This is a genomic window from Pseudomonas sp. Pdm06 (genome assembly GCF_014851795.1).
In the GTDB taxonomy this organism is placed as follows: Bacteria; Pseudomonadota; Gammaproteobacteria; order Pseudomonadales; family Pseudomonadaceae; genus Aquipseudomonas; species Aquipseudomonas fluorescens_AA.
Map to the genome: position 1 here is coordinate 1 of NZ_JACVAH010000019.1, position 25036 is coordinate 25036.

The window sequence follows — 25036 nt, forward strand, 5'->3', positions numbered from 1 at the left end:
CTAGGCTCGGTGTGCCCTCACTCCGGCATTGCTCCGTGGGCCCGCCGCGAAGGGCCATCCATGGCCCAGCGCGGCTATCCCGGCATCCATGCCGGGATGCCCACTCCACAATGCCTGCGTTCGGCCATCGTGGTTAACGGGGCGCCGAGATCAACGTCCACCGCGAGGCGGCCTTATAGCCGGCCTGACTCTTCCGGTCGTACACCCATCAGACCTGTGGGAGCAAAAGCTTGCTCGCGAAGGCGGCCTTACAGCCGACCTGATTCTGGCATCTGGACTCCGATCCAATGTGGGAGCGAGCTTGCTCGCGAAGACGATGGCACAGTCGTTGGAGATGTTGAATGCTCCGGCCTCTTCGCGAGCAAGCTCGCTCCCACAGGGAAAACGCGGTCCCACCAAGAACCAGGTCGGCTACTAGGCCGCCTCGCGGTGGACGTTGATCTCGGCGCCCCGTTAACCACGCTGGCTGAACGAGGGTATTGCGCAGTGGGCAACCCGGCATGGATGCCGGGTTAGCCGCGCTGGGCCATGGATGGCCCTTCGCGGCGGCCCACGGAGCAATGCCTTCGTTCAGGCATGCCGAGCCTAGGCGAGGCACCGAGTGGTGGGGCAGGAGCGCTTTGGTTACTTTCGCGCTTTTCGAAAGTGACTCGCCGTAAGGGCGAAACCATAAGTAGCCGTTACCACGAAAACGGATATGTACCCAGTCAACAAGAGCAAAGCCAGCTGACAGGCCGCCATCGCGAGCAAGCTCGCTCCCACAAGATTTGTGGCCGGTCTGACAGACGCGGCGATTTTTCCGACGAGGTTTTAAGGTTGCTGCTCGGAAGCGGAGTCTCTAGCTTGTTTGGGTCGCTGCCAATCCAGCGACCGGGACTGCAAGCCCGCCGAATTCGTTAGGCGCCAGCGTCCGGACCCACGTCTCGGGCTTCAATTGATGCAGGAGCGCCGTTATGAAAAAACACCATCCTTCTTCGCCATCAGAGAGCACTTTCCCCTACAACGACCCCGATCCAGAAAAGCTCCAAGAGGCCGCAGACCGAGCACTCGATTACCATCTGGGCACCCACCCTGATCCCAAACCCAAAACCTCAACACAAGTCTTCACCGTCATCGATACCATCGACACGGAGTGTCTCCTGGCCAATCTCAGCGAAACCCTGGCCTCGGCCAATGCCATGGTCAGTGACCTGGCGTTCGAGTTGGAGGGCTCGCGGCGACTCGCGCTCGGCGTGGCGCAGATGATCGAGCTGAGCGAGTTGTTGGCTAATCGTGCGCTGGATATCGTCGACCCACGTTAGCCAAGTCGGAGTTGAAGCAGGCACAAACAAAAAAGCCCACCTTTCGGTGGGCTTCGTGTTTCAGCATTCAAAGCGTCAATCAGAACAATTTCATCTTCGGTGCTTCTTCTTTCACCGGTTCGTTCTTGCCGGTCTCGGCATTCCAGCCCCCACCCAGTGCCTTGTACAGGTTGACCTCACTGGTCAATTGCGAGAGGCGGTCAGTGATCAGCGATTGTTGCGCGCTGAACAACTGGCGCTGGGCGTCGAGGAAGGTCAGGTTGCTGTCGACGCCGATGCGGTAGCGACGCTCGGCCAGGCGGTAGTAGTCCTGGTTGGCGGCGACGAAAGCGGTCTGGGCCTGCAACTGTTCATTGTAGGTCCGGCGTGCGGCCAGACCGTCGGAGACTTCCTGGAACGCGGTCTGAATCGACTTCTCGTAATTGGCGACGTTGATGTCTTTCTGGATCTTGGCGTAATCCAGGCTCGCCCGCAGGCTGCCGGCGTTGAAAATCGGCAGGTTGATTTGCGGGGCGAAGGTCCAGGTGCCCGAACCGCCCTTGAACAGGCCGGACAGGTCCGGGCTCAAAGTGCCGGCGTTGGCCGTCAGGCTGATGCTCGGGAAGAACGCGGCCCGCGCGGCGCCGATGTTGGCGTTGGCGGCCAGCAGGTTGCGTTCGGCCTGGAGGATGTCCGGACGACGTTGCAGCAGGTCCGACGGCAGCCCGGCCGGCACTTCGCTGAGCAGGTCATCGCTCAACGGTCGTGAGTTCAGGTTGGCCGGCAGGCCGGTGCCCAGCAGCAGGGTCAGGCTGTTTTCGTCCTGGGCGACCTGGCGAGTGTAGCGGGCCAGTTGCACACGGGCGTTTTCCACCGCGGTACGTGCCTGGCTCAGGTCCAGGGCCGAGGCCACGCCGACTTCGGCGCTGCGCGAGGTCAGCTTGAAGCTTTGCTCGTAGGCTCCGAGGGTTTCCTGGGTCAGCTTGAGCAGTTCCTTATCGGCCTGCCAGGTCAGGTAGGCATTGGCGACGTTGGCCACCAGGCTGATCTGGGTGCTGCGGCGGGCTTCTTCGGTGGCGAAGTAGCTTTGCAATGCTTGCTCGCTCAGGCTGCGAACCCGACCGAACAGGTCCAGTTCATAGGCGCTGATGCCCAGGGTGGCCGAGTAGGAACTGCTGATCGCCGCTTCGCCGGTTTGCGAAGCCCGTGCCGGTACCCGCTGACGGCTGCCGGAACCGGTGGCCGAGACCGCCGGGAACAGGTCAGCCCGCTGGATGCGGTATTGCGCGGCGTAGGCATCGATGTTCAGCGCCGCGACGCGCAGGTCGCGGTTGTTTTCCAGGGCGACCTGGATCAGCTGTTGCAGCGCCGGGTCATGGAAAAATTGCTTCCAGCCTTGCTCGGCGGCGGCCTGGCCGGGCGCCTTGGCTGCCTCGTAGGCCGGCCCTTGTGGGTATTGCGCCGCGACCGGTGCTTCGGGCCGCTGATAGTCGGGGATCAGCGAGCAACCGCTGAGCACGACGGCGGCGATGGTCAGGGAGAGGAGCGACTTGCTCATTGGCCAGCCTCTTTAGAAGTTTCAGGAGTATCGTCCTGGTCCGCATTTTTGCGGCGACCTATCGACGACACGGTCACGAAGAACAAGGGCACCCAGAAAATAGCCAGGATGGTAGCGGTCAACATGCCGCCGATCACACCGGTGCCAATGGCGTGCTGGCTGCCCGAGCCGGCGCCGGTGGAAATCGCCAGCGGGACCACGCCGAGGACGAACGCCAACGAGGTCATGATAATCGGCCGCAGACGCATCCTACAGGCTTCGATGGCGGCTTCCACCAGCGTTCGCCCTTGTTCGTGGAGTTCCTTGGCGAATTCCACGATCAGAATGGCGTTTTTCGCCGCCAGGCCGATGGTTGTCAACAGGCCCACCTGGAAGTACACATCGTTGGACAGGCCGCGCAAGCTGGTGGCCATCAAGGCACCGATGATCCCCAGTGGCACCACGAGCATGACCGCGATCGGAATCGACCAACTTTCATACAGCGCCGCCAGGCACAGGAACACCATCAGCAGCGACAAGGCGTACAACGCCGGCGCCTGGGAACCCGACAGGCGTTCCTCATAGGACAGGCCCGTCCAGGAAATACCGACACCGGCCGGCAGTTTCTTGGCGATGGCTTCGACTTCGGCCATGGCTTCACCAGTGGAGTAGCCCGGTGCCGGGGTACCGAGGATCTCCATCGCTTCCACGCCGTTGTAACGCGCCAGTTTCGGCGAGCCGTAGACCCACTCGCCCTTGGCGAACGCAGAGAACGGCACCATGGTCCCGGCGCTGTTGCGCACGTACCACTTCTGCAGGTCTTCGGGGCTCATGCGCGAGTTCGGTTGGCCCTGGACGTACACCCGCTTCACCCGACCACGGTCGATGAAGTCGTTCACATAGTTACTGCCCAGTGCAATCGACAGGGTGTTGTTGATCTCCGAGAGCGTGATGCCCAGCGCGCTGGCCTTCTCGTCATCGATTTCCAACTGGTACTGCGGCTCATCGTTCAGACCGTTCGGACGTACCTGGGCCAGCACCTTGCTCTGGGACGCCATGCCCAGGAACTGGTTACGGGCTTCCATCAGCTTGTCGTGGCCAATGCCGGCACGGTCCTGCAGGAACACGTCGAAACCGGTGGCGTTACCCAGTTCCATCACCGCTGGCGGGGCGAAGGCGAACACCATGGCGTCGCGGAAGGTGAAGAAGTGTTGCTGGGCACGGCCAGCGATCTTGAACACGGTGTTGTCAGCGTTACGCTCTTCCCACGGCTTGAGCATGATGAATGCCAGGCCCGAGCTTTGGCCACGACCGGCGAAGTTGAAGCCGGTCACGGTGAACACCGAGGCCACACCGTCGCCTTCGCCGCCGTCCTTGCTGGGGCGCAGCAGGAACTCGCGCATGTTGTCCACCACCACCTGGGTGCGCTCGGCACTGGAGCCGGCCGGTGTCTGTACCTGGGCAAACAGCACGCCCTGGTCTTCTTCCGGCAGGAACGCCGTCGGGATGCGGGTGAACAGCCAGACCATGCCGACCACGATGATCACGTAGACCAGCAGGTACGGGGCCTTGTGCTTGAGCATGTTGCCCACGCCACGTTCGTAGCTCCTGACGCCACGGTCGAAGCTGCGGTTGAACCAGCCGAAGAAGCCGCGTTTCGGCGTGCCGTGCTCGCCTTTCGGAATGGCCTTGAGCATGGTGGCGCACAGGGCAGGGGTGAAGATCAGTGCCACCAGTACCGACAGGGCCATGGCCGAGACGATGGTGATGGAGAACTGCTTGTAGATCACACCGGTGGAACCGCCGAAGAACGCCATCGGCAGCAGTACCGCCGAGAGCACCAGGGCGATACCCACCAGGGCCCCCTGGATCTGGCCCATGGATTTCTTGGTGGCTTCCTTGGGCGACAGGCCTTCTTCGCTCATCACCCGTTCGACGTTTTCCACCACGACGATGGCGTCGTCCACCAGCAAGCCGATGGCCAGCACCATGCCGAACATGGTCAGGGTGTTGATGCTGAAACCGAATGCCGCGAGGATCCCGAAGGTGCCCAGCAGTACCACCGGCACGGTCATCGTGGTGATGATGGTGGCGCGGAAATTCTGCAGGAACAGGAACATCACCAGGAACACCAGCACGACCGCTTCGACCAGGGTCTCGATCACGCCCTTGATCGACTCGCTCACCACCGGGGTGGTGTCGTACGGGAATACCACTTCCAGGCCTTGCGGGAAGAATGGCTTGAGGTCGTCGACGGTCTTGCGCAGGGCCTTGGCCGTGTCGAGGGCGTTGGCGCCGGTGGCGAGCCGCACCGCCAGGCCGGAAGCCGGGAGGCCGTTGAACTGGGCGTTGATGCTGTAGTTTTCACCGCCGAGGGCGACATCCGCCACATCGCCGACGCGCACTTGCGAGCCGTCCGGATTGACCTTGAGCAAGATGGCCTTGAACTGCTCGGCGGTCTGCAGGCGGGTCTTGCCGATGATGGTGGCGTTCAGTTGCTGGCCGGGCATGGCAGGCAGGCCGCCGAGCTGGCCGGAGGCGATCTGGACGTTCTGCGCGGAAATGGCCGTGCTCACATCCACCGGGGTCAGGTTGAAGTTGTTCAGCTTGGCCGGGTCGAGCCAGATCCGCATGGCGTACTGGGCACCGAAGACCTGGAAGTCACCGACACCAGCGGTGCGCGAGATCGGGTCCTGCATGTTGGACACGATGTAGTTCGACAGGTCTTCCCTGGTCATGCTGCCGTCACGCGACACCACGCCGATCACCATCAGGAAGTTTCGCACTGACTTGGTGACGCGGATGCCCTGTTGCTGCACTTCTTGCGGCAGCAATGGAGTGGCGAGGTTCAGCTTGTTCTGGACCTGGACCTGGGCGGTATCGGAGTTGGTGCCCTGCTCGAAGGTCGCGGTGATGGTCATGCTGCCGTCGGAGTTACTTTCCGAGGACACGTAACGCAGGTTGTCGATACCGTTGAGCTGCTGCTCGATGACCTGTACCACGGTGTCCTGCACGGTCTGCGCGGACGCACCCGGGTAGGTCACCTGGATCGCAATGGCCGGCGGCGCGATGCTCGGGTACTGGTTGATCGGCAATTTGAGGATCGATAGAGCCCCGACCAGCATGATCACCAGGGCGATCACCCAGGCGAAAATCGGACGGTCGATGAAAAATTTCGACATGGTTTACTCCCCTTTGCCGCCGGCGGCTTTATCAGCTGCCTGTGCGGGGGCCGGGTTCTTGGTGCCAACGTTGGTGGCTTCGGTGGCTTTGACTTCCACTCCTGGCCGTACGAACTGCAACCCTTCGGTGATCAGGCGATCGCCGGCCTTGAGCCCGTCTTCGATCAGCCACTGGCTGCCGACGGTGCGGCTGGCCTTGAGCTGGCGCAGCTCGACCTTGTTGTCCGCACCCACCACCAGCGCGGTTGGCGCGCCCTTGAGGTCACGGGTCACGCCTTGTTGCGGTGCCAGGATCGCCGCGCTGTTCACACCGGCCTGCAATTGGGCGTGGACGAACATGCCCGGCAGCAGGGTGTGGTCAGGGTTGGGGAACACGGCGCGCAAAGTCACGGAGCCGGTGGTCTGGTCAACCGACACTTCAGAGAACTCCAACTTGCCTTCGTGCGGATACTGGCTGCCGTCTTCCAGGGTCAGCTTGACCATGGCCGCGTTCTCGCCGGCCTTTTGCAAACGGCCGCTTTCCAGTTCGCGGCGCAGTTGCAGCAGCTCGACCGAGCTCTGCGTCACGTCGACATAGATCGGGTCCAGTTGCTGAATGGTTGCCAGGGCATCAGTCTGGCCGTTGCTCACCAGCGCACCCTCGGTGACCGAGGAGCGGCCGATGCGACCGGAAATCGGTGCGTAGACCTTGGTGTAGCGCACGTTGATCTGGGCAGTCTGCAGGTTGGCTTCCGATTCCAGGCGATTGGCCACGGCGGTATCGTATTCCTGACGGCTCACCGCCTGTTCATCCACCAGTTGCTTGTAGCGGTCGGCAATCGACTTGGTGGAGCGCAGGTTGGCCTCGGCGCTCTTGAGGGTCGCTTCGTAGACCGCAGGGTCGATCTGGTACAGCTGCTGGCCGGCCTTGACGTCGGCGCCCTCCTTGAACAGGCGCTTGAGAATGATGCCGTTGACCTGTGGCCGTACTTCGGCGACGCGGAACGCGCTGGTGCGACCCGGCAGTTCCGAGGTCAAGGTGAAGGGCTGGGTCTTGAGGGTTACGACGCCGACCTGAGGAGGGGGCGCTGCAGGTGCAGCCTCTTCCTTTTTGCATCCGCTGAGCAGCGATGCCAGGGCGATGGCGGTAACCAGAGCAGTAACAGCTGGCTTGAATTGCATGGAAATCCTCGGGTCCAGGCGCGCAAGGGGCGCACTCGAAGGTGGAAGGTAAAAAAGCAGCAGTAATTCAATTAGTAGGATGCTAAGAAATATACTTACGTACACGGTTGTTTGTAAACAGCCAAATTGCGTAATATCCGGATTTACAAAAGCCTGACAAAGGGCACGAGTAGATCGGGGACGCGCTTCAAGCGACGTCGCCTCATATTTTGCTCTGCTGATTCTTACGCATTGCTGACGCAATCCTGATTGAGGTGTTTACTGCCATGGTCCGTCGTACCAAAGAGGAAGCCCAGGAGACTCGCAGCCAGATAGTCGAAGCGGCCGAAAAGGCGTTCTTCGAGCGAGGTGTGGCCCGTACCACTCTGGCGGATATCGCGACGCTGGCCGGCGTGACGCGCGGTGCTATCTATTGGCATTTCAGCAACAAGGCGGACCTGCTCCAGGCCATGCTCGATACCTTGCATGAGCCGCTCGATGACCTGGCCCGTGCCAGTGAGAATGAAGAGGAGCTTGACCCGCTGGGTTGTACGCGCAAGCTGCTGGTGCAATTGTTTCAACAAGTTGCCCTGGACCCGAAGACCCGACGCATTAATGAGATTCTGTTCCATAAGTGTGAATTCACCGATGAAATGTGCGATCTGCGCCAGCAGCGGCGCCAGGTCAGTCTCGACTGTAATGTGCGTATTGCCTTGTCGTTGCGCAATGCGATGAATCGCGGCCAGCTACCGGCGGATCTGGAACCGGAAAGGGCGGCGATTGCCCTGCATGCCTATGTCGACGGTATTCTTTATCAGTGGCTGCTGGCCCCCGATAGCTTCCCCCTGGCCGGTGAGGCTGAGCGCTGGGTGGATATCGGGCTGGATATGCTGCGCCTGAGCCCTAGCCTGCGCAAATGAAACAAAATGCGTAATTGCTTCGGCTTGTTTCATGACAAGTGTTCGAAATAGCTTTTATAAACTGAATGCTGTCGTGGTTGAAAGGCAATCATGAACAAATTTTGTAGGGGATTTGTTTCGTGACCGGCAGCGACTCCGTCGGCTCCCGATCCCACGGAGTAAGCTTGCAGAAGAATCGCCGGCTCATGTCAACGTCTTGGCGGGGCCGCAGGCTCACCGACCTGGTTCGATAATGAGGCGAACGGTGTAGTTGAAGGGGGGCTCAAGCATCTTCCGGGAAATTTCCGAGCGGCACGTGTATTCGCCATTGCCGGTGTAAGTCGTCCTGCTCTTCCAAGTGGGCTTATAGCTGGGTTCCAAAGCGCCAGGCACGATGGAGACCTGCAAGCGGGTGTGCATTTGACATTCAAAGTTGAAATGGCTCATTTCATAATTAAGGACCAGTTCAACAGGTTTGACTTTTTTTAATGTCGGGCGCCAGCCGGCTCCAGGGTAGGTGTAATCCCTGAAGTGCTCGATATGGAATCTATAACTTGATTTTGGATCGATGTCGTGGACGCTCAAGGAAAAATCCTCGGCCTGGGGTGGGTCGGTCAACAGGTTGTTCATTTTCAATGTGCCGCGGGTGTTATTGGCAATCTCCACGGTCACTTCGGTATTGGCCTGGCTGTGGGCAACCATGGCGGGCCCCAGCAGGAGGGCGAGAATGAAGTTTTTCAGGATGTTCATGGTGAGGCATCTCTCATAAATACACGGCTCGCTGGCGTTCGCCTGCAAACTGATGGTGTTTGGGTTAGTGGGTGTTGCTGGAATGTTAAAGTTCTTAATGTGTGGTTGGGTGAGGTGTAAGTTTCAATCCTTTGTATCAGTGGTTGGTGCGTTCGAGCGTTATTATTAGCGCCGTTGCGTGATTGAATCCACGCCAGATGAAAGTTGCCTTGTTATTTAATGTTGCTGTTCGCGTTGATTGCGCGTGGCTGAAGTTTTACAGGTATAAAAAAAGCCCCGGCTCTTTCGAGTCGGGGCTTTTTTTATAAAGCGGCTGGTACGAGCTTACATCACGGGGTAATCAATGTACCCCACTGGGCCTTTCCCATAGAAAGTTTCAGGATGCGGCTCGTTCAACGGTGCATTGGCCTTCAGGCGTGCCGGCAAATCCGGGTTGGCAATGAACGGAACCCCGAACGCGACCGCATCAGCCTTGCCAGCCGCCAGCCAGGCGTTGGCGCTGTCCTTGGTGAAGCGCTCGTTGGCGATGTATGGGCCGCCAAAGGCTTGTTTGAGTTGCGGACCGATGCTGTCATCGCCTTCTTTCTCGCGGGAGCAGATGAAGGCGATGCCGCGCTTGCCCAGTTCACGGGCCACGTAGCTGAACGTCTCCAGACGGTTTTCGTCGCCCATGTCATGGGAGTCGGCCCGTGGCGCCAGGTGCACGCCCACTCGGCCGGCTCCCCAGACTTCAATGGCCGCATCGGTCACTTCCAGCAGCAGGCGGGCACGGTTTTCCAGGGAGCCGCCGTACTGGTCGGTGCGCTGGTTGGTGCTGCTTTGCAGGAACTGATCGAGCAGGTAGCCGTTGGCGCCATGGATTTCCACACCGTCGAAACCAGCAGCCTTGGCATTCTCGGCACCGACACGGTAGGCGTCGACAATGTCGGCGATTTCAGCGGTTTCCAGTGCGCGCGGCGTCGGGTAGTCGGCCAGGGGGCGGACCAGGCTCACGTGGCCCTTGGGCTGGATCGCGCTGGGCGCCACCGGGGTTTCGCCATTCAGGTACGACGGATGGGAGATCCGGCCCACGTGCCACAGTTGCAGGAAGATCTTGCCGCCGGCGCCGTGGATCGCCTTGGTGATGTTGGCCCAGCCGCGCACCTGGTCGTTGGACCAAATGCCCGGGGTGTCCGGGTAGCCCACGCCCATCGGCGTGACGGAAGTGGCTTCGCTGAGGATCAGGCCAGCGGAGGCGCGTTGCACGTAGTACTCGGCCATCAGCGCGTTGGGCACGCGGCCTGCGTCGGCACGGCAGCGGGTGAGCGGGGCCATGATGATGCGGTTCTTCAGCTCGATGTCGCCGAGTGTGATCGGATCAAAAATAGTCGTCATGAGTTACAGCCTCGTCAGAATCAGAGAGTGATTGAAAGTCAGTGAGTCGCCGGGGCCAGGTCGGCATTGCCGCCCTGGCGGAAAGTGATCAGGGTGACCAGCAGCGCCAGCACGGCCAGCGCGCCGGCGGCCAGGGGCACGGAGGTCAGGCCCAGGCCATGGTCGATGACGCTGCCGCCGACCCAGGCGCCCAGGGCGTTGCCGATGTTGAAGGCACCGATGTTCAGGGTGGACACCAGGTTGGGTGCATCTTTGCCGAAGGTCACCACGTTGACTTGCAGGGCCGGCACGGCAGCGAAGCAGGCGGTGGCCCAGAGGAACAGGGTGATTTCACTGGGGATCAGCGCCACGCTGGTCCAGCTCAGGACGGTGGACACCACGGCCATGGTGAGGAAGACGCCCATCAGGGTGTTCGCCAGGCTCTTGTCCGCCAGCTTGCCGCCGATGATGTTGCCCAGGGTCAGGCCCAGGCCGATCAGCACCAGGGTCCAGGTCACGCCACGGGGCGACACGCCGGTGACTTCACCCAGCAGCGGGGCGACGCAGGTGAACAGGGTGAACACCGACGCGGAGAACAGCGCGGTCATGCTCAGGGACAGCCACAGACCGGCGCCTTTGAGCGCTACCAGTTCCGAGCGCATGTCGAGTTTCTCTTCATCGCGCTTGGCTGGCAGGAAACGGATCAGGCCGATCAGCGCAATCACACCGATGACGGTCACCGCCCAGAAGGTCGAACGCCAGCCGGCCTCCTGGCCCAGTGCGGTGCCCAACGGCACGCCGAGCACGTTGGCCAGGGTCAGGCCGGTGAACATCAGGGCCACGGCCGAGGCGCGCTTGTTGGGCGCCACCAGGCCGGCGGCCACCACCGAACCGATGCCGAAGAACGCGCCGTGGCACAGGGCGGTGACGACCCGGGCGAACATCAGCACGTTGTAGTCGCTGGCGATGGCGCAGAGCAGGTTGCCGACGATGAAAATCCCCATCAACGCCACCAGGGCGGCCTTGCGCGGCAGCCGGGCGGTGGCCAGGGCCATGAACGGTGCGCCGATGGCCACGCCCAGGGCGTAGCCGGTCACCAGCCAGCCGGCGCCGGGAATCGACACGCCCAGGTCAGCCGCCACATCGGGTAACAGGCCCATGATGACGAACTCGGTGGTGCCGATGGCGAAGGCGCTCAGGGCCAGGATCAGGAGTGAGAGGGGCATGATGGGTCCTTGTCGGGTCAGAGCTCTTGGCTCATCTGCTTGAGGAACTGCTGGATCACTTCCTCGTTGCGTTTGAAGAAGTGCCATTGACCGACCTTCTGGCTGGTGATCAGCCCCGCCCGTTGCAACACCGCCAAGTGCGCAGACACCGTGGATTGCGACAGGCCGCAACGCTGGTCGATCTGCCCGGCGCAAATGCCGAACTCGTGGTTGTGCAACTGCTCGGGGAACTGGACCTTGGGGTCTTTGAGCCAGTTGAGGATGTCTCGCCGTACTGGGTGCGCCAGGGCTTTTATTATTTCGTCGAGGTCGAGGGTCATGGGTGGCAAGCTCAGGGTGAGTAAAACGCTATATCGCGATAGGGCGAACCTTAAATCGTTATTTCGCGATACACCAATATGGATTTGATCTGAATGCCGAACAAATCGCTATATCGGGTTATAACGATATTGGCGCGGGGGTGCTAAGCTGCGGGCCATGAACTATCTCGCGCACCTGCACCTCGGCGGCCCCGGCCGGGAACAACTGCTCGGCAGCCTCTACGGCGACTTCGTCAAAGGGCCGTTGCAAGGGCAATACGATCCGCAGATCGAAGCGGCGATTGCCCTGCATCGACGCATCGACATGTACACCGACCGCCATCCCTTGGTGGACATTGCCCTGTCGCGTTTTTCCACGGTGCGGCGGCGCTATGCCGGGATCGTGCTGGACGTGTTTTTCGATCACTGCCTGGCCCGGGACTGGGCGTTGTACGGCGAAGGGCCGCTGGTGGATTTCACGTCCCGTGTCTACCAGGTACTGCGCACCGAACCCCAGCTGCCAGGGCGCCTGGCGCAGATCGCGCCGTACATGGCGGCGGATGACTGGCTGGGGTCTTATCAGGAATTCGAAGTACTGGGGCAGGTACTGCGCGGCATTTCCCGCCGCCTGTCCCGCCCCGAGGAACTGGCCGGGGCGATGGCGGAGTTGATCGAGCTTTATGAGCCGCTGAGCGAGGATTTCCGGTTGTTCTACCCGCAGTTGCAGGATTTTGTGCTGAGTCAGGTCACGCCAAATAACTAAATGTGGGAGCGGGCTTGCTCGCGAAGGCGGTGGATCAGTCAACATCTGTGTTGAATGTACTGCCGTCTTCGCGAGCAAGCCCGCTCCCACAGGGGGGCCGCGCAGAAATCCGGATCAGGCCGCAATCGCAGCAGGCCGCATCGGCGCTTGCTGTTTCTCGGGAATCGTCCCGAACAACGCCTTGTGCACCGCCTGTTGCGCCTGGAACGCCAGGGCCGCGCGTTCCTGGCCGTGGCAGGCAATCGGTTCCAGCAGGTGAATGTGCACGTCGCCCCGATCATTGGCGAACAGGCGCATCAGGTGCGACAGCAAATCATCATCGCCAATGAACGGTGCCAGCGAATCCGGCTCATCGTTGCGCAGGTAACGGATCGCCACCGGCTGCAACGCCACATCGGCATCAATGGCGGCAGACAACAAGCGCCCATGGAAAGTGCGCAGGGATCGGCCATCGGTGGTGGTGCCTTCCGGGAACATCAGCAGCGGGTGGGCCTGTTCCAGGTGGCGGCTCATTTGTTTGCGGATCAGTTGGCTGTCACCCGACCCGCGCCGGATAAACAGGCTGCCGGCCTTGGCGGCCAGCCATCCGGCCACCGGCCAGGTACGCACTTCGGCCTTGGACAGGAATGACATCGGCGTGAGCATGCCCAGCAACGGGATGTCGGTCCAGGACACATGGTTACTGACCCAGAGCATCGGCCGTTGCGGCAGTTGACCGTGGACGGTGACTGAAAAGGGCAGGGCATGGCTCAGCCGCGCCATGAAGAACCGCGACCAGCGCTGGCGACGGACCATCGAGTTGGCGACCCCCAGGCGTTCGAACAGGCCGAACACGCTGGCCATGCTCAGGCCCAGGGTCACCACCAGCAAGACTCGCGCGATACGCGCGTACACCCGTAACCGGCTCATTACACGGCTGCCTTGAAGTGGCGGGCGTAGCGCGGGCAGAGTTCGTCGCGCTTGAGCAGGATGAACACGTCAGCCACCTGGAAATCCTCGTCCCAGCACGGCTCGCCGCAAATCTTCGCGCCCAGGCGCATGTAGGCCTTGAGCAGCGGTGGCATTTCGGCGATCACGTTGGACGGCACGTCCAGGGTCGGCAATGGTTTTTTCGGCACGGCTTGCAGGTGTTCGGTGCACAGGTAGCGTTCGCGCAGGCGCTGCATGATTGCCTGGGCCTGGATACCGCCATCTTGCATCGGAATGCTCGCGCAGCCCATCAGGTAGCTGTAGCCGCCTTCGTTCAGGACTTCGGCCAGTTCGCCCCAGAGCACCGCGATGGTGCCGCCGTTGCGGTAGGCCGGGTCGACGCAGGTACGGCCGATTTCCAGGATCGGGCCCTTGAGATGGACCAGGCCGTGAAGGCTGAATTCTTCTTCGCTGTAGAACCGGCCCAGGCTGCTGGCGGCCTGGTGGTCGAGCAGGCGCGTGGTCGCCACGAGGCGGCCGGTGTTCAGGTCGCGTACGCCGATGTGGGCGCAGTGAACATCATAGTCATCCATGTCCAGACCCACTTCCGCGCCTTTGAGCTTGGCGTTGAATTCGCCGCTGAAGACGTTGAAGCGCAGGGCCTGGGCTTCTTGCAAGGCGTGGGCGCCGATCAGGCGTTCGGCTTGCAGGCGGCGTTCATTGCCGGTGTCGCTGATGCGGGCGATCTGGGTCATAGCGAATCTCCGTGCGGGCTGTTCAGTTGCAGCCTGTCGACTTTCTTTATGCAGCCATGTTGTGCAAAGTCAGGCTATGTAGCCCCGGTGTCATCGCCATGAAGCTTTGGTGATGCTTATATGACAGCCTTCAAGGAGCCCACTCATGCCCTGGCACACCCTGATCGAACGTGGCGAGCGCCTGCCCACCTATCCGGACCTGGCTGAAGGTTATGCCGCGTTGTTGCAACGCCTGGGGCCGGTGACGCCGTTCGAGTTGGCCGTGGTCGGGGCCCGGTCGATGGCCACGCCGGGGCTGGCTTTCCTGGTGGGGTACCAGGCGGCGCTGCGGGTGCTTTGGCCGAGCGCGCCCCAGAGCCTTGGCGCCTTGTGTGCCACCGAACAACGCAGCTTGCGCCCGGTGGACATGCAAACCCGCCTCGACGATTTGCGCCTGAGCGGGCGCAAGGATTTCGTCACCGCTGGCGACGCCGCCGAGTGGCTGCTGATTGCCGCTCGCAGCGAAGCGCACGGCGAAACGCCACGACTGAACCTGGCAGTGGCCTATGCGGGCGAGCCCGGCGTGACCCTGGAAAAACTCCCCGCCATGGGCCTGATGCCGGACATCAGCCATGGCCGTGTGCTGCTCGACGGCGCGCTGTGCGAGTTGCTGGCCGGTGATGGCTGGGACGCTTACGTCAAACCGTTCCGCACCCTGGAAGACCTTTATGTACTTAGCGCGATGACGGCCTGGTTGTATGGCATCGGGCAGGAATGTGCCTGGCCCCAGGTGTTGCAACTGCGCCTGCTGGCGTTGCTTGCCGGTTGCGCGGAGGTGAGTCGCCACAACCCTTCCAGCCCTGCCGGGCATGTGCTGCTGGGTGGGTTGTTCGCCCAGTTCCAAGGGCTCGACGGCGAACTCGACGCTGCCCTGGCCACTGGGCCTGCGGCGTGGCGCGAGATGTGGACGCGGGATAAAGGTGTGATGGACCTTGCGGCGGGGGCGCGGGCCAGGCGGTTGGCCAAGGCGTTGGGAACTTCATTGGGTTGAAGGGCCTCATCGCGGGCAAGCCTTGCTCCCACAGGTTTTGAGTGGACCATGCTTGAGTGGTCAAGACAAAATCTGTGGGAGCAAGGCTTGCCCGCGATGGCGTCGGTACTGTCGACACAAGCCTCGAAACTGTCATCAAGTCTGCATAGGCTCTGAAGGTTAAAACCTGCGAGCCCCAAGCATGTCCAAAGGCTGGTTCCTGATCCCGCTGCTGATACTCAACCTGAGCGTCCAGGCCGAAGACTGGCCCGGCGAGCAATGGCCAAGCGGCCCGACTCCGAGCGGGCCGGCCATCGAAGCCTTGGAACAATACGCCTTCCCACCCCGGGACGATGCGAGCCGTGAGGGCATCCGCACCGATGCGCTGCTGGTGATCCAGGACGGTCGACTGGTCTATGAACGCTACGCCGGGCCGTCCACCGCCCAGACCCCGCACCTGACCTGGTCCATCAGCAAAAGTCTGTTGGCGACGGTGTTCGGCGTGGCCTACGGTGAACAGCGCTTTGCCCTGGACGATCCGGCAGCCAAGTACTACCCACCCCTGAACCGGCACCCGGGCCTGACCCTGGCCGATCTTTTCCACTGGGCGTCTGGCCTGGACTGGCAGGAGGACTACGAATACGCGCCGCTCAAGTCCTCGGTGGTGGCGATGCTCTATACCCGCGGGCGTCATGACATGGCGGCGTTTACCGCGCGGCACGAAAGCTTCAGCTCCCCGGGGCAGGCGTTTCGTTACTCCAGCGGTGACAGCAACCTGTTGGCGGCGGCCCTGAAAAACATCGTCGGTGCGGCACGTTATCCCGATTATCCCTGGACGGCCCTGTTCGAGCCCCTGGGCATCCGCCACGCGACTTGGGAAACCGACGCCAACGGCACCTTCGTGGGATCGTCCTATGCCTACCTCACGGCGCGGGACCTGGCGCGTGTCGGGTTGTTGATGCAACGGGGCGGCCGCTGGGGCGAACGGCAACTGATCCCCAAGGATTGGGTCGCGTTCAGCCGCGAACCGTTCGTGCACTTCCAGGCCGGCCAGGACGAAGCCGTGCCGGGCGGGCACTGGTGGCTCAACCGCGGCGCCGATCCGGGGCTCCACCCCTGGCCCGATGCGCCGACGGATACCTTCGCCGCGCTGGGCCATTGGGGCCAGGCGCTGTACATCATCCCCAGCGCCAGACTGGTGATCGTGCGCTACGGCGACGACCGCGACGGCAGCTATCGCCATAACGAACTGCTCAAGCGCGCCATGGCGGTGTTCGCCGGGCAGGTGCAGCCATGAAGCGCAAAATCCTGCTGACCTTGCTGTCGGTGCTACTCATTGCCCTGTTCAGTTGGGTCTGGCTGGAGCGGGTGGCATTGCAGGCTTTCCCCGACATCATCAGTGCCTACACCGCCAAGGAATACTGCTCATGCCGCTATGTGATGCAGCAACCGGCCGAGTATTGTCGGGGTTATGTGAAGCAGGCAGTGCCCACCCGCGATTTTCTCGAGACCGTTGAAGCCAAGCGCGTCACCGTCAGCGGGTTGGGGCGCAGCAACAGTGCGCAATGGTTGGGAGAGCGGCAGGGATGTCGGTTGGAGCCCTGAACTAACCTTTGGAAACATGGCCTCACGTCGATCCTATTGTGGGAGCAAGGCTTGCCCGCGATGGCGATGCTGAAAACGCCATCGCGGGCAAGCCTTGCTCCCACAGATAAACCTCTTGCCCCCAGGTTCTCTGTATTCCTGGGCGGTTGTTGAAACAGACAGTTTGCAAGCGCCCTCGGCCCGGTTAAGGTTCGCCACAGGTTTATCTGCCCCCCGAGTGTGTATGTTCAAGCGGTTTTTCCCTCACGCGGTCGTCAGCTTGCTGCTGGCCTGCGCAGCGTTGCCGGCCCAGGCCGACTGGTACCTGGACGGCGAGTCGTCGCGGCTGTCGTTTATCAGCAGCAAAAACGGCAACGTTTCCGAGGTCCAGCGTTTCCTGGTGCTGCACGGCCAAGTCCAGCCCGACGGCTTGGCGCGCCTGGAAGTGGAGCTGGAATCCATCAACAGCGGCATTCCCCTGCGGGACGAGCGCATGCGCGCCGAGTTATTCCAGATCAAGCAATTCGCCGAAGCCACCGTTACCGCCAGGATCGACCTGGCGCCGATCCAGGACCTGGCCAACGGCGCGCAGTTGGAGTTGCGCCTGCCGCTGACGGTGAACCTGCACGGCAAGCAGCATGAGTACCCCGTCGAACTGCTGGCGACGCGCCTGGATGAACGCCGCTTCCAAGTAGTGACCTTGGAGCCGGTGGTGCTCAACGCGGCGGATTTCGATCTGGCGCCGGGCCTGGAAAAGCTCCGCAACCTGGCCGGGTTGTCGGCCATCAGCCTGTCGGTGCCGGTGAATGCGGTGCTGATTTTCACGGCGCGCTGACATGAGCGGCCCGGTCTTTCCCTGGCGTGAAGGCAATCGCTTCGAGCTGTTGATCGACGGCCCACAGTTCTTCCCACGCATGCTGGTGGAAATCGCCCGTGCCCAGGAGCAGGTCGAGCTGGAGCTGTACCTGGTGGAGGCGGGGGCCTGCGCCGAGGCGATGGTCCAGGCACTGGTGCAGGCCGCCGAGCGGGGCGTTCGCGTGCGCTGCCTGTTCGATGACTATGGCAGCCTGGCGTTTACCCTGGCCCTGCGCAAGCGCCTGACCGAGGCTGGGGTGGAGTTGCGTTTCTACAATCGCCTGAGCTGGCGCCGCTGGATGCGCAACCTTTATCGGGATCACCGCAAGCTGCTCTTGGTGGACCAGCGCCTGGCCGTGGTCGGTGGCACCGGGGTGACCGATGAATTCTGGAACCCCCTCGACGACCGCAGTGAATGGCACGAAGTGATGGTGGAAATCGTCGGCCCGCTGGTGCTCGACTGGCAGTTGCTGTTCGACCGCCAGTGGCTTGCCAACCGTCATCGGCGGGCCTGGAAGCCAGCCTCCAATTTCGGCTTGCCGCGCCTGCCGCGCATCCCGCCGGTGGGCGAAGGCATGGGCCGGGTGGCGTATGCCGACGCCCGCCAGCATCGCGACATCCTGCAATCGCTGTCCCGGGCATTGAACAGCGGCCAGAAACGCATCTGGATGGCGACGCCGTATTTCCTGCCGACCTGGAACGTGCGCCGCTCCTTGCGCAAGGCCGCCGCCCGGGGCATCGACGTGCGCCTGCTGCTGACCGGCCCGCGCACCGATCACCCGTCCGTGCGCTACGCCGGGCACCGTTACTACCCGCGATTGCTCAGGGCCGGCGTGCAGATTTTCGAGTACCAGCCGTGTTTCCTGCACCTGAAGATGGTGTTGGTGGATGATTGGGTCAGCATAGGTTCTTGCAATTTCGATCACTGGAATCTGCGTTTCAATCTGGAAGCCAATCTGGAAGCCCTGGATTCCAGGCTCAGCAGCGCCGTGGCGGCCAGTTTCGAACGGGATTTCGCCCAGAGCCTGCAAGTCAGCCTCGACGCCTGGCAGCGCCGACCGCTGTGGAAGCGGTTCAAGCAGCGGGTATGGGGATTGGTGGATCGGGTGGTGGTGAATCTGTTGGATCGGCGTGGTTAGCTTGAGCACCCAGATACAACTGTGGGAGCGAGCTTGCTCGCGATGGCGGTCTGACAGTCAACATCTCAGTTGAATGTTAAGCCGCTATCGCGAGCAAGCTCGCTCCCACATGGGTTTGCGTGGCCTGGGAGTCAGAGCAACTCAAAACTCTGCTGCTTCACGTCCTGGGAATCCAGGCCGATCTGCACGTTGAACTTGCCCGGTTCCGCCCCGTACTTGAGCTGGGCATTGAAGAACTTCAGGTCGTCTTCGGTGATGGTGAAGTGGATGACTTTCTTCTCGCCGGCCTTGAGCATCACCTTGCGGAAGTTCTTCAGCTCTTTCACCGGGCGAATGATCGAGCCGGTCACGTCCTGGATGTACAACTGCACTACGGTTTCGCCGTCACGCTTGCCGGTGTTTTCCAGGGTCACGCTGGCATCGAGCTTGCCAGTCTTGTTCAGCGTGGTCGACGACAAGGCCATGTCCGACAGGCTGAATTCGGTGTAGCTCAGGCCGTAGCCGAACGGATAGAGCGGGCCGGTGGTGTCATCGAAATACTGCGAGGTGTAGTTGCCCGGCTTGCCTGGCGTGAACGGCCGGCCAATGCTCAGGTGGTTGTAGTAGGTCGGAATCTGCCCCACCGAGCGTGGGAAGGTGATCGGCAGCTTGCCCGACGGGTTGTAGTCGCCGAACAGCACGTCCGCGATGGCGTTGCCACCTTCGGTGCCGCTGAACCAGGTTTCCAGAATCGCATCGGCCTGCTGCTTTTCTTCCAGCAACGACAGCGGACGGCCATTCATCAGGACCAGCACCAGGGGCTTGCCGGTGGCCTTCAGGGCCTTGATCAGCTCGCGTTGGCTGGCCGGGATGTTCAGTTCGGTACGGCTCGACGACTCATGGGACATGCCACGGGACTCACCCACGGCGGCCACCACTACATCGGCATCCTTGGCGGCTTGCACCGCTTCGTCGATCAGCACCTGGGCCGAGCGCGGGTCGTCCACCACCTCTGGGGCATCGAAGTTGAGGAAATTCAGGTAGTCGAGCACCTTCTTGTCGCCGGTGATGTTGGCGCCACGGGCGTAGATCAGCTTCGACTCGGCGCCCAGGGCGCGGGTCATGCCATCGAACAGGGTGACCGATTGCGCAGGGCGCCCGGCCGCGGCCCAACTGCCCATCATGTCGATCGGTGCCTTGGCCAGCGGGCCGACCAGGGCGATCTTCGCGGTCTTCTTCAGGGGCAGGGTCTGGTTGCGGTTTTCCAGCAGGACCAGGCTGCGGCGTGCCACGTCACGGGCATCGGCGCGGTGCAGTCGGCTTTCGGCGTAGGTGTCGGCCGGGTCGTCCTCGGCCTTGCCGATGCGCAGGTACGGATCCTTGAACAGGCCCATGTCGTATTTGGCCGCGAGCACTTCGCGCACGGCGTTGTCGATGTCGCTCTGTTCGATCTCGCCGGCCTTGAGCAGCCCTGGCAGTTCCTTGCCGTAGAGCGAGTCGTTCATGCTCATGTCGATGCCGGCCTTGATCGCCAGCTTCGCCGCTTCGCGACCGTCCTTGGCGACGCCGTGCTTGATCAGTTCGAAGATGGCGCCGTGGTCACTGACCGCGAGGCCCTTGAAGCCCCATTCCTTGCGCAGCAGGTCGTTCATCAGCCAGGTGTTGGCGGTGGCCGGCACGCCGTTGATGGAGTTCAGCGCGACCATCACCCCGCCGGCTCCGGCGTCGATGGCGGCGCGGTAGGGCGGCAGGTAGTCCTGGTACATTTTCAGCGGACTCATGTCCACGGTGTTGTAGTCCCGACCGCCTTCCACTGCGCCGTAGAGGGCGAAGTGCTTGACGCTGGCCATGATGCTGTCGGCCGCGTTGGCGCCGTTGCCCTGGAATGCCTTGACCATCACCCCGGCGATGCGCGACACCAGGTAGGTGTCCTCGCCGAAACCTTCGGAGGTCCGGCCCCAACGTGGGTCGCGGGAAATGTCGACCATGGGCGCGAAGGTGATGTCCAGGCTGTCAGCCGCGGCTTCCTGGGCGGCGATGCGCCCGGAGTGGTAGATGGCGTCCATGTCCCAGCTCGAGGCCAGGGCCAGGGGGATCGGGAAAATCGTGCGGTGGCCGTGGATCACGTCATAGGCGAAGAACATCGGGATCTTCAACCGGCTGCGCATGGCCGCGTCCTGCATCGGACGGTTCTCATCGCGGGTGATGGAGTTGAACGTGCCGCCGATGTTGCCGGCGGCGATTTCCTTGCGGATCATCTCCCGGGGCATTTCCGGGCCGATGCTGATCAGGCGCAATTGGCCGATCTTCTCTTCGAGGGTCATTTGCTTCATCAGGTTGCTGATGAACGCGTCCTTGTTCTCTATGGGGGCGGGCAGGTTGTCGGCAAATACGGAGTGACTGGCCAGACTGACAAACAGGCCCAGCAAACACAGCTTCTTCATGAATAGTTTTCTCGCAAGCCTAAAGGGCGGTGATCAGGACACGCCGGTCAGCCAAAATGTGAGGAGCGGCTATTGTTGTTCGGCTAAATACAGCACACTTTCGAACCCATTGGGCTGAACTTAGTTTCGCACTGCGCATCTTTTAGCCCATCGACCCGATTCAATCCAGTGCGGCGGCAGATTATGCCCCAGACGCCAGTGAGATAGGTGGCCGGGTTTTTCCAATGTCATGCCAGGGAGCGCTTCATCCAATGAATCCACGACTGAACCACCTTCGCAGCCTGCCGATGCTGGCCTTGATGCTGCTCACCACGCTGCTGGCCGGTTGCGGCATCAATAACATCCCGACCCTGGACGAACAGGCCAAGGCCGCCTGGGGCCAGGTGCAGAACCAGTACCAGCGCCGTGCCGACCTGATTCCCAACCTGGTGGAAACCGTCAAGGGCTACGCCCAGCACGAGCAGGAAACCCTGACCGCGGTGATCGAGGCGCGGGCCAAGGCCACGTCGATCCAGGTGGACGCCAGCACCTTGGACAACCCGGAAAAGCTCAAGCAGTTCCAACAGGCCCAGGACCAGTTGACCGGCGCGTTGAGCCGGCTGATGGTGGTGTCCGAGCGTTATCCGGACCTCAAGGCCAACCAGAATTTCCTGGCGCTGCAATCGCAGCTCGAAGGCACCGAGAACCGCATCGCCGTGGCACGCCGCGACTTCATCCTGGCGGTGCAGAAGTACAACACCGAGATCCGCACGTTCCCGGGCCGCCTATGGCACAGCGTGATGTACAGCGACCTGCCGCTGCGCGAAACGTTCGAGGCCACCAGCTCCAATGCCGAAAAAGCCCCTGAAGTGAAGTTCTGAAGAAATTGTGGGAGCGAGCCTGTGGGAGCAAAGCTTGCTCGCGATGAACGATAACGCGGTCATTCGAAAGACCGAGGTGCCTTCATCGCGAGCAAGCTTTGCTCCCACAGCAGTTCGCTCCCACACAGGAGTTCCGATGCGAGTGTTGAAATTTGGCCTGGTGCTGTTGCTCTGGGTGTTTGCAGTCACGGCGCAGGCCGAATTGAAGTTTCCAGCGCTGACCGGGCGTGTGGTGGACACCGCCCAGATGCTCGACCCTTCGGTGCGCGCGCAACTGGAGACGCAGCTCAAGGCCCATGAACAGGCGACCGGCGAACAGCTGGTGGTCGTGACCCTGGCGGACCTGCAGGGCAGCAGCATCGAAGATTTCGGCTATCAACTGGGGCGTCACTGGGGCATCGGGCAGAAGGATAAAAACAACGGCGCGCTGCTGATCGTCGCCCGGGATGACCGTAAACTGCGCATCGAAGTGGGCTACGGCCTGGAGGATCGCCTGACCGACGCCCAGAGTTCGGTGATCATCAACCAGGTGATCACGCCGGCCTTCAAGACCGGCAACTTCAACAAAGGCATCAGCGACGGCGTCGCGGCGATGCTGGTGGTGCTGGGCGGCAGCCCGCTGGACGAGCCGGCGCCGGCATACAGTACGGATGGACAGCAGGAGCAGGGCGATTTTGTCGAGCGCCATCCCGGGCTGTTCATCTTCCTGGTGATACTGTTTATTTTGACGATATTGGTCTGCCAGATGCTCGGTATCCTGCCGGCCGGGCGCGGTGGCTCCAGCGGTTCGGGCAGCTCCGGTGGGGGCGGCTTCAGCGGTGGAGGCGGCGGTGGCGGCTTCAGCGGTGGCGGTGGCAGTTTCGGGGGCGGCGGTTCGTCGGGCGGCTGGTGACAATAATAATGAGCAGGCACTTTTAACCATGGCATTACTGACTGAACACGAACAACGCAAGGTCGCCGAGGCCATCGCCCGGGTCGAGCGGCATACCGACGCCGAACTGGTCACGGTGCTGGCCGCCCGCGCCGACGACTACGCTTACATCCCACTGCTATGGGCGAGCCTGCTGGCGCTGGTGGTGCCCGGCGCGGTCCATTACCTCACCGGTTGGTTGGCCCTGCACAGCCTGTTGCTGGTGCAGTGGGTCAGTTTCATCGTGTTGTGCCTGGTGTTTCGCATCCCAAGGATCACCACCCTCCTGATTCCCCGTTCCGTGCGTCACTGGCGGGCCTCCAACCTGGCACGCCGGCAATTTCTCGAGCAAAACCTGCACCACACCGTGGGCAGCACGGGCGTGCTGATCTTTGTCTGCGAGGCCGAGCGGTATGTGGAAATCCTCGTCGATGAAGGCATTTCCAAACACCTGGACAACACATGCTGGGACGCCATCGTCGCGACGTTCACCCAGCAGGTCCGCCAGGGGCAGACGCTGGAAGGCTTCGTGACTTGCATCGCGGCCTGTGGCGAATTGCTCAAGGAACATGTGCCGGTGACTCATGAGCGCAATGAGCTGCCGAATCGGTTGGTGGTGCTGGGCTGAAAGTTTCCTGTCGGCACAAGCCTGTGGGAGCAAAGCTTGCTCGCGATGAACGATGACTCGGTTTTGCCTGCCGAATCGCGGCGTATTCATCGCGGGCAAGCCTTGCTCCCACAGAGGCTACTGCTCGCCACACCAACTTTTCCGTGCCCTCGCTGCCCATCCCCCCTAAAATACCGGCATTCCCGATCCGCCCGCCCCGAGGCCGCTTGTCCATGTCCGCCACCGCAACTCCAGCCCGTCCCGCGCCGGATCATCACGCCCAGTTCATCGAACTGCTGCACACCAGCCTTGAACAAAACGCTTTCATCAAACTGGTGCTGGCCAAGTACGTCGGGGATGAGGCGGACCTCCAGCGGCTGATCATCAAGCAACTGACGGTCAAGGACCAGCTGTGCCTGTCCTTCGTCTACCGCTACAAGACTCGCGACATCACCAAGAATCTCCCGCTGGCCGAAGGCGTGGACACCATCGCCGCGCTGTTGCCAGCGTCGTTCAAAAATGCGCATTTGCTGGCGGTCACCGATGAGGCGCAGTTGGAGTACAGCAAAAAGGGCAAAAGCTCGCTGTTCAAGAGCAAGCCCCAGCAACTGCGAGAAGTGCCGTCTGCCGAGCACAACCGCGAGAAAAATCGCTTCCTCGACCTGAACCGGCCATTTTTGGCCGACCTGGGCGTGACCAACCACAAGCACGAGCTGATTCCGGCGATGTCGCGCAAGTGGAAGCAAATCAACAAGTTCATCGAGGTCTTCAGCCACGCGCTGACGTCTTCGCCACTGGCCCTGGACCAACCGGTGCGGGTCTCGGATTTCGGTTCGGGCAAGGGCTACCTGACCTTCGCCATCCACGATTATCTGCGCAACACCTTGCAGGCCGAAGGCGTGGTGACCGGTGTCGAACTGCGTGAAGACATGGTCAAGCTGTGCAACGAAGCTGCCGCGCGGCTGGAGCACCCGGGCCTGAGTTTCCAGCACGGTGACGTGCGCAGCGTGGCGCCGAGCGCGGTGGATGTGATGATTGCCTTGCATGCCTGCGACATCGCCACCGACTACGCGATCCACATGGGCATTCGCTCGGGGGCCTCGATCATCATGTGCTCGCCGTGCTGCCACAAGCAGATCCGCCTGCAGATCCAGAGCCCGGCCTTGCTCAAGCCGATGCTGCAATACGGTCTGCACCTGGGCCAGCAGGCGGAAATGGTCACCGACAGTCTGCGGGCGTTGTTCCTGGAAGCCTGCGGCTACGAGACCAAGGTCTTCGAGTTCATCTCCCTGGACCACACCAACAAGAACAAAATGATCCTGGCCGTCAAACGCGCCGAACCTGTGGATCCCACCGAGCTGCTGGCAAAGATCGAAGCACTCAAGGCCTTCTACCACATCACCGAGCATTGCCTGGAAACGCTACTGCGGGCGGATGGTTATCTCGCCTGAAGCAGCTACACCGAACCCTGTGGGAGCAAAGCTTGCTCGCGATGAGGGCGACACGGTTCAACTGCCAGCACCACGTCATCGCGAGCAAGCTTTGCTCCCACAGGA

General features: G+C 61.8%; 22 protein-coding genes. 12 read left to right on the forward strand and 10 right to left on the reverse strand.

Features of this window, described 5'->3' with window-relative positions; translation table 11 throughout:
• Positions 1 to 953 precede the first annotated feature (953 nt).
• Positions 954 to 1301, forward strand: a complete 348-nt coding sequence (locus IB266_RS25870) for a DUF6124 family protein (protein WP_192263290.1) — start codon at positions 954 to 956, stop codon at positions 1299 to 1301.
• A 79-nt stretch (positions 1302 to 1380) separates the two neighbouring features.
• Here IB266_RS25870 and adeC read toward each other — a convergent pair whose 3' ends face one another.
• From adeC to IB266_RS25885, 3 genes are read right to left on the reverse strand one after another with little or no spacing between them, the layout of a single operon-like run.
• Complete coding sequence (gene adeC / locus IB266_RS25875; protein WP_192263292.1) at positions 1381 to 2838, reverse strand: AdeC/AdeK/OprM family multidrug efflux complex outer membrane factor; 1458 nt, start codon at positions 2836 to 2838, stop codon at positions 1381 to 1383.
• On the reverse strand, positions 2835 to 5999 hold the full coding sequence (emhB, locus tag IB266_RS25880) for an efflux RND transporter permease subunit EmhB (RefSeq protein ID WP_192263294.1): 3165 nt from the start codon (positions 5997 to 5999) through the stop codon (positions 2835 to 2837). The genes adeC and emhB overlap by 4 nt, the downstream gene beginning before the upstream one ends.
• A 3-nt stretch (positions 6000 to 6002) precedes the next feature.
• A complete protein-coding gene (locus IB266_RS25885; protein ID WP_192263296.1) occupies positions 6003 to 7160 on the reverse strand; it encodes an efflux RND transporter periplasmic adaptor subunit in 1158 nt (385 codons plus the stop codon).
• Positions 7161 to 7426: 266 nt separating this feature from the next.
• On the opposite strand from IB266_RS25885, the gene IB266_RS25890 reads away from it, so the two are divergent.
• Positions 7427 to 8059, forward strand: a complete 633-nt coding sequence (locus tag IB266_RS25890; protein ID WP_060738814.1) for a TetR family transcriptional regulator — start codon at positions 7427 to 7429, stop codon at positions 8057 to 8059.
• 213 nt (positions 8060 to 8272) lie between these two features.
• On the opposite strand, the gene IB266_RS25895 is transcribed toward IB266_RS25890, so the two are convergent.
• The 4 genes from IB266_RS25895 to IB266_RS25910 all read right to left on the reverse strand — a co-directional run bounded on the left by IB266_RS25895 (position 8273) and on the right by IB266_RS25910 (position 11687).
• On the reverse strand, positions 8273 to 8788 hold the full coding sequence (locus IB266_RS25895; RefSeq protein ID WP_192263298.1) for a hypothetical protein: 516 nt from the start codon (positions 8786 to 8788) through the stop codon (positions 8273 to 8275).
• A 324-nt stretch (positions 8789 to 9112) separates the two neighbouring features.
• Positions 9113 to 10162: an alkene reductase gene (locus IB266_RS25900; protein ID WP_192263299.1), complete on the reverse strand. Its 1050-nt coding sequence runs from the start codon at positions 10160 to 10162 to the stop codon at positions 9113 to 9115.
• A gap of 38 nt (positions 10163 to 10200) precedes the next feature.
• On the reverse strand, positions 10201 to 11367 hold the full coding sequence (locus tag IB266_RS25905; protein ID WP_192263300.1) for an MFS transporter: 1167 nt from the start codon (positions 11365 to 11367) through the stop codon (positions 10201 to 10203).
• Positions 11368 to 11384: 17 nt separating this feature from the next.
• A complete protein-coding gene (locus tag IB266_RS25910) occupies positions 11385 to 11687 on the reverse strand; it encodes an ArsR/SmtB family transcription factor (protein WP_003198672.1) in 303 nt (100 codons plus the stop codon).
• 157 nt (positions 11688 to 11844) lie between these two features.
• On the opposite strand from IB266_RS25910, the gene IB266_RS25915 reads away from it, so the two are divergent.
• Positions 11845 to 12429, forward strand: coding sequence for an ACP phosphodiesterase (locus IB266_RS25915; RefSeq protein ID WP_192263301.1), 585 nt, complete (start codon positions 11845 to 11847; stop codon positions 12427 to 12429).
• Between the two features lie 114 nt (positions 12430 to 12543).
• Here the strand turns inward: IB266_RS25915 and IB266_RS25920 are convergent, their stop codons facing one another.
• Together IB266_RS25920 and olsB are read right to left on the reverse strand one after the other, a co-directional pair.
• The gene (locus IB266_RS25920) at positions 12544 to 13338 is read right to left on the reverse strand and encodes a lysophospholipid acyltransferase family protein (protein WP_192263302.1); all 795 of its coding nucleotides are present in this window, start codon (positions 13336 to 13338) and stop codon (positions 12544 to 12546) included.
• Positions 13338 to 14093 carry an L-ornithine N(alpha)-acyltransferase gene (gene olsB, locus IB266_RS25925; RefSeq protein WP_092204386.1) on the reverse strand — a complete coding sequence of 252 codons (756 nt, stop codon included), beginning with the start codon at positions 14091 to 14093 and terminating at the stop codon, positions 13338 to 13340. The genes IB266_RS25920 and olsB overlap by 1 nt, the downstream gene beginning before the upstream one ends.
• 145 nt (positions 14094 to 14238) lie before the next feature.
• Between olsB and IB266_RS25930 the strand changes: the two genes are divergently transcribed.
• The 5 genes from IB266_RS25930 (at position 14239) to IB266_RS25950 (ending at position 18680) form a co-directional block, all read left to right on the forward strand.
• Positions 14239 to 15123, forward strand: a complete 885-nt coding sequence (locus tag IB266_RS25930) for an acyl-CoA dehydrogenase (RefSeq protein WP_192263303.1) — start codon at positions 14239 to 14241, stop codon at positions 15121 to 15123.
• A 181-nt stretch (positions 15124 to 15304) separates the two neighbouring features.
• Complete coding sequence (locus IB266_RS25935; RefSeq protein ID WP_192263305.1) at positions 15305 to 16399, forward strand: serine hydrolase domain-containing protein; 1095 nt, start codon at positions 15305 to 15307, stop codon at positions 16397 to 16399.
• Complete coding sequence (locus IB266_RS25940; RefSeq protein WP_192263307.1) at positions 16396 to 16707, forward strand: amidase; 312 nt, start codon at positions 16396 to 16398, stop codon at positions 16705 to 16707. The genes IB266_RS25935 and IB266_RS25940 overlap by 4 nt, the downstream gene beginning before the upstream one ends.
• Positions 16708 to 16930: 223 nt before the next feature.
• Positions 16931 to 17521: a YceI family protein gene (locus IB266_RS25945; RefSeq protein WP_192263309.1), complete on the forward strand. Its 591-nt coding sequence runs from the start codon at positions 16931 to 16933 to the stop codon at positions 17519 to 17521.
• A gap of 1 nt (position 17522) precedes the next feature.
• The gene (locus IB266_RS25950; RefSeq protein WP_192263311.1) at positions 17523 to 18680 is read left to right on the forward strand and encodes a phospholipase D-like domain-containing protein; all 1158 of its coding nucleotides are present in this window, start codon (positions 17523 to 17525) and stop codon (positions 18678 to 18680) included.
• A 131-nt stretch (positions 18681 to 18811) separates the two neighbouring features.
• Here the strand turns inward: IB266_RS25950 and bglX are convergent, their stop codons facing one another.
• Positions 18812 to 21103 (reverse strand): beta-glucosidase BglX, encoded by a 2292-nt coding sequence (gene bglX / locus IB266_RS25955; protein WP_192263313.1) that lies wholly within the window; start codon positions 21101 to 21103, stop codon positions 18812 to 18814.
• Between the two features lie 251 nt (positions 21104 to 21354).
• Between bglX and IB266_RS25960 the strand changes: the two genes are divergently transcribed.
• The 4 genes from IB266_RS25960 (at position 21355) to IB266_RS25975 (ending at position 24931) form a co-directional block, all read left to right on the forward strand.
• Complete coding sequence (locus IB266_RS25960; protein ID WP_060738802.1) at positions 21355 to 21963, forward strand: LemA family protein; 609 nt, start codon at positions 21355 to 21357, stop codon at positions 21961 to 21963.
• 136 nt (positions 21964 to 22099) lie between these two features.
• Positions 22100 to 22855, forward strand: a complete 756-nt coding sequence (locus IB266_RS25965) for a TPM domain-containing protein (RefSeq protein WP_192263315.1) — start codon at positions 22100 to 22102, stop codon at positions 22853 to 22855.
• A 28-nt stretch (positions 22856 to 22883) separates the two neighbouring features.
• Positions 22884 to 23501 (forward strand): TPM domain-containing protein, encoded by a 618-nt coding sequence (locus IB266_RS25970; protein ID WP_192263317.1) that lies wholly within the window; start codon positions 22884 to 22886, stop codon positions 23499 to 23501.
• Positions 23502 to 23713: 212 nt separating this feature from the next.
• Complete coding sequence (locus IB266_RS25975) at positions 23714 to 24931, forward strand: class I SAM-dependent methyltransferase (protein WP_192263319.1); 1218 nt, start codon at positions 23714 to 23716, stop codon at positions 24929 to 24931.
• Positions 24932 to 25036: the final 105 nt, after the last annotated feature.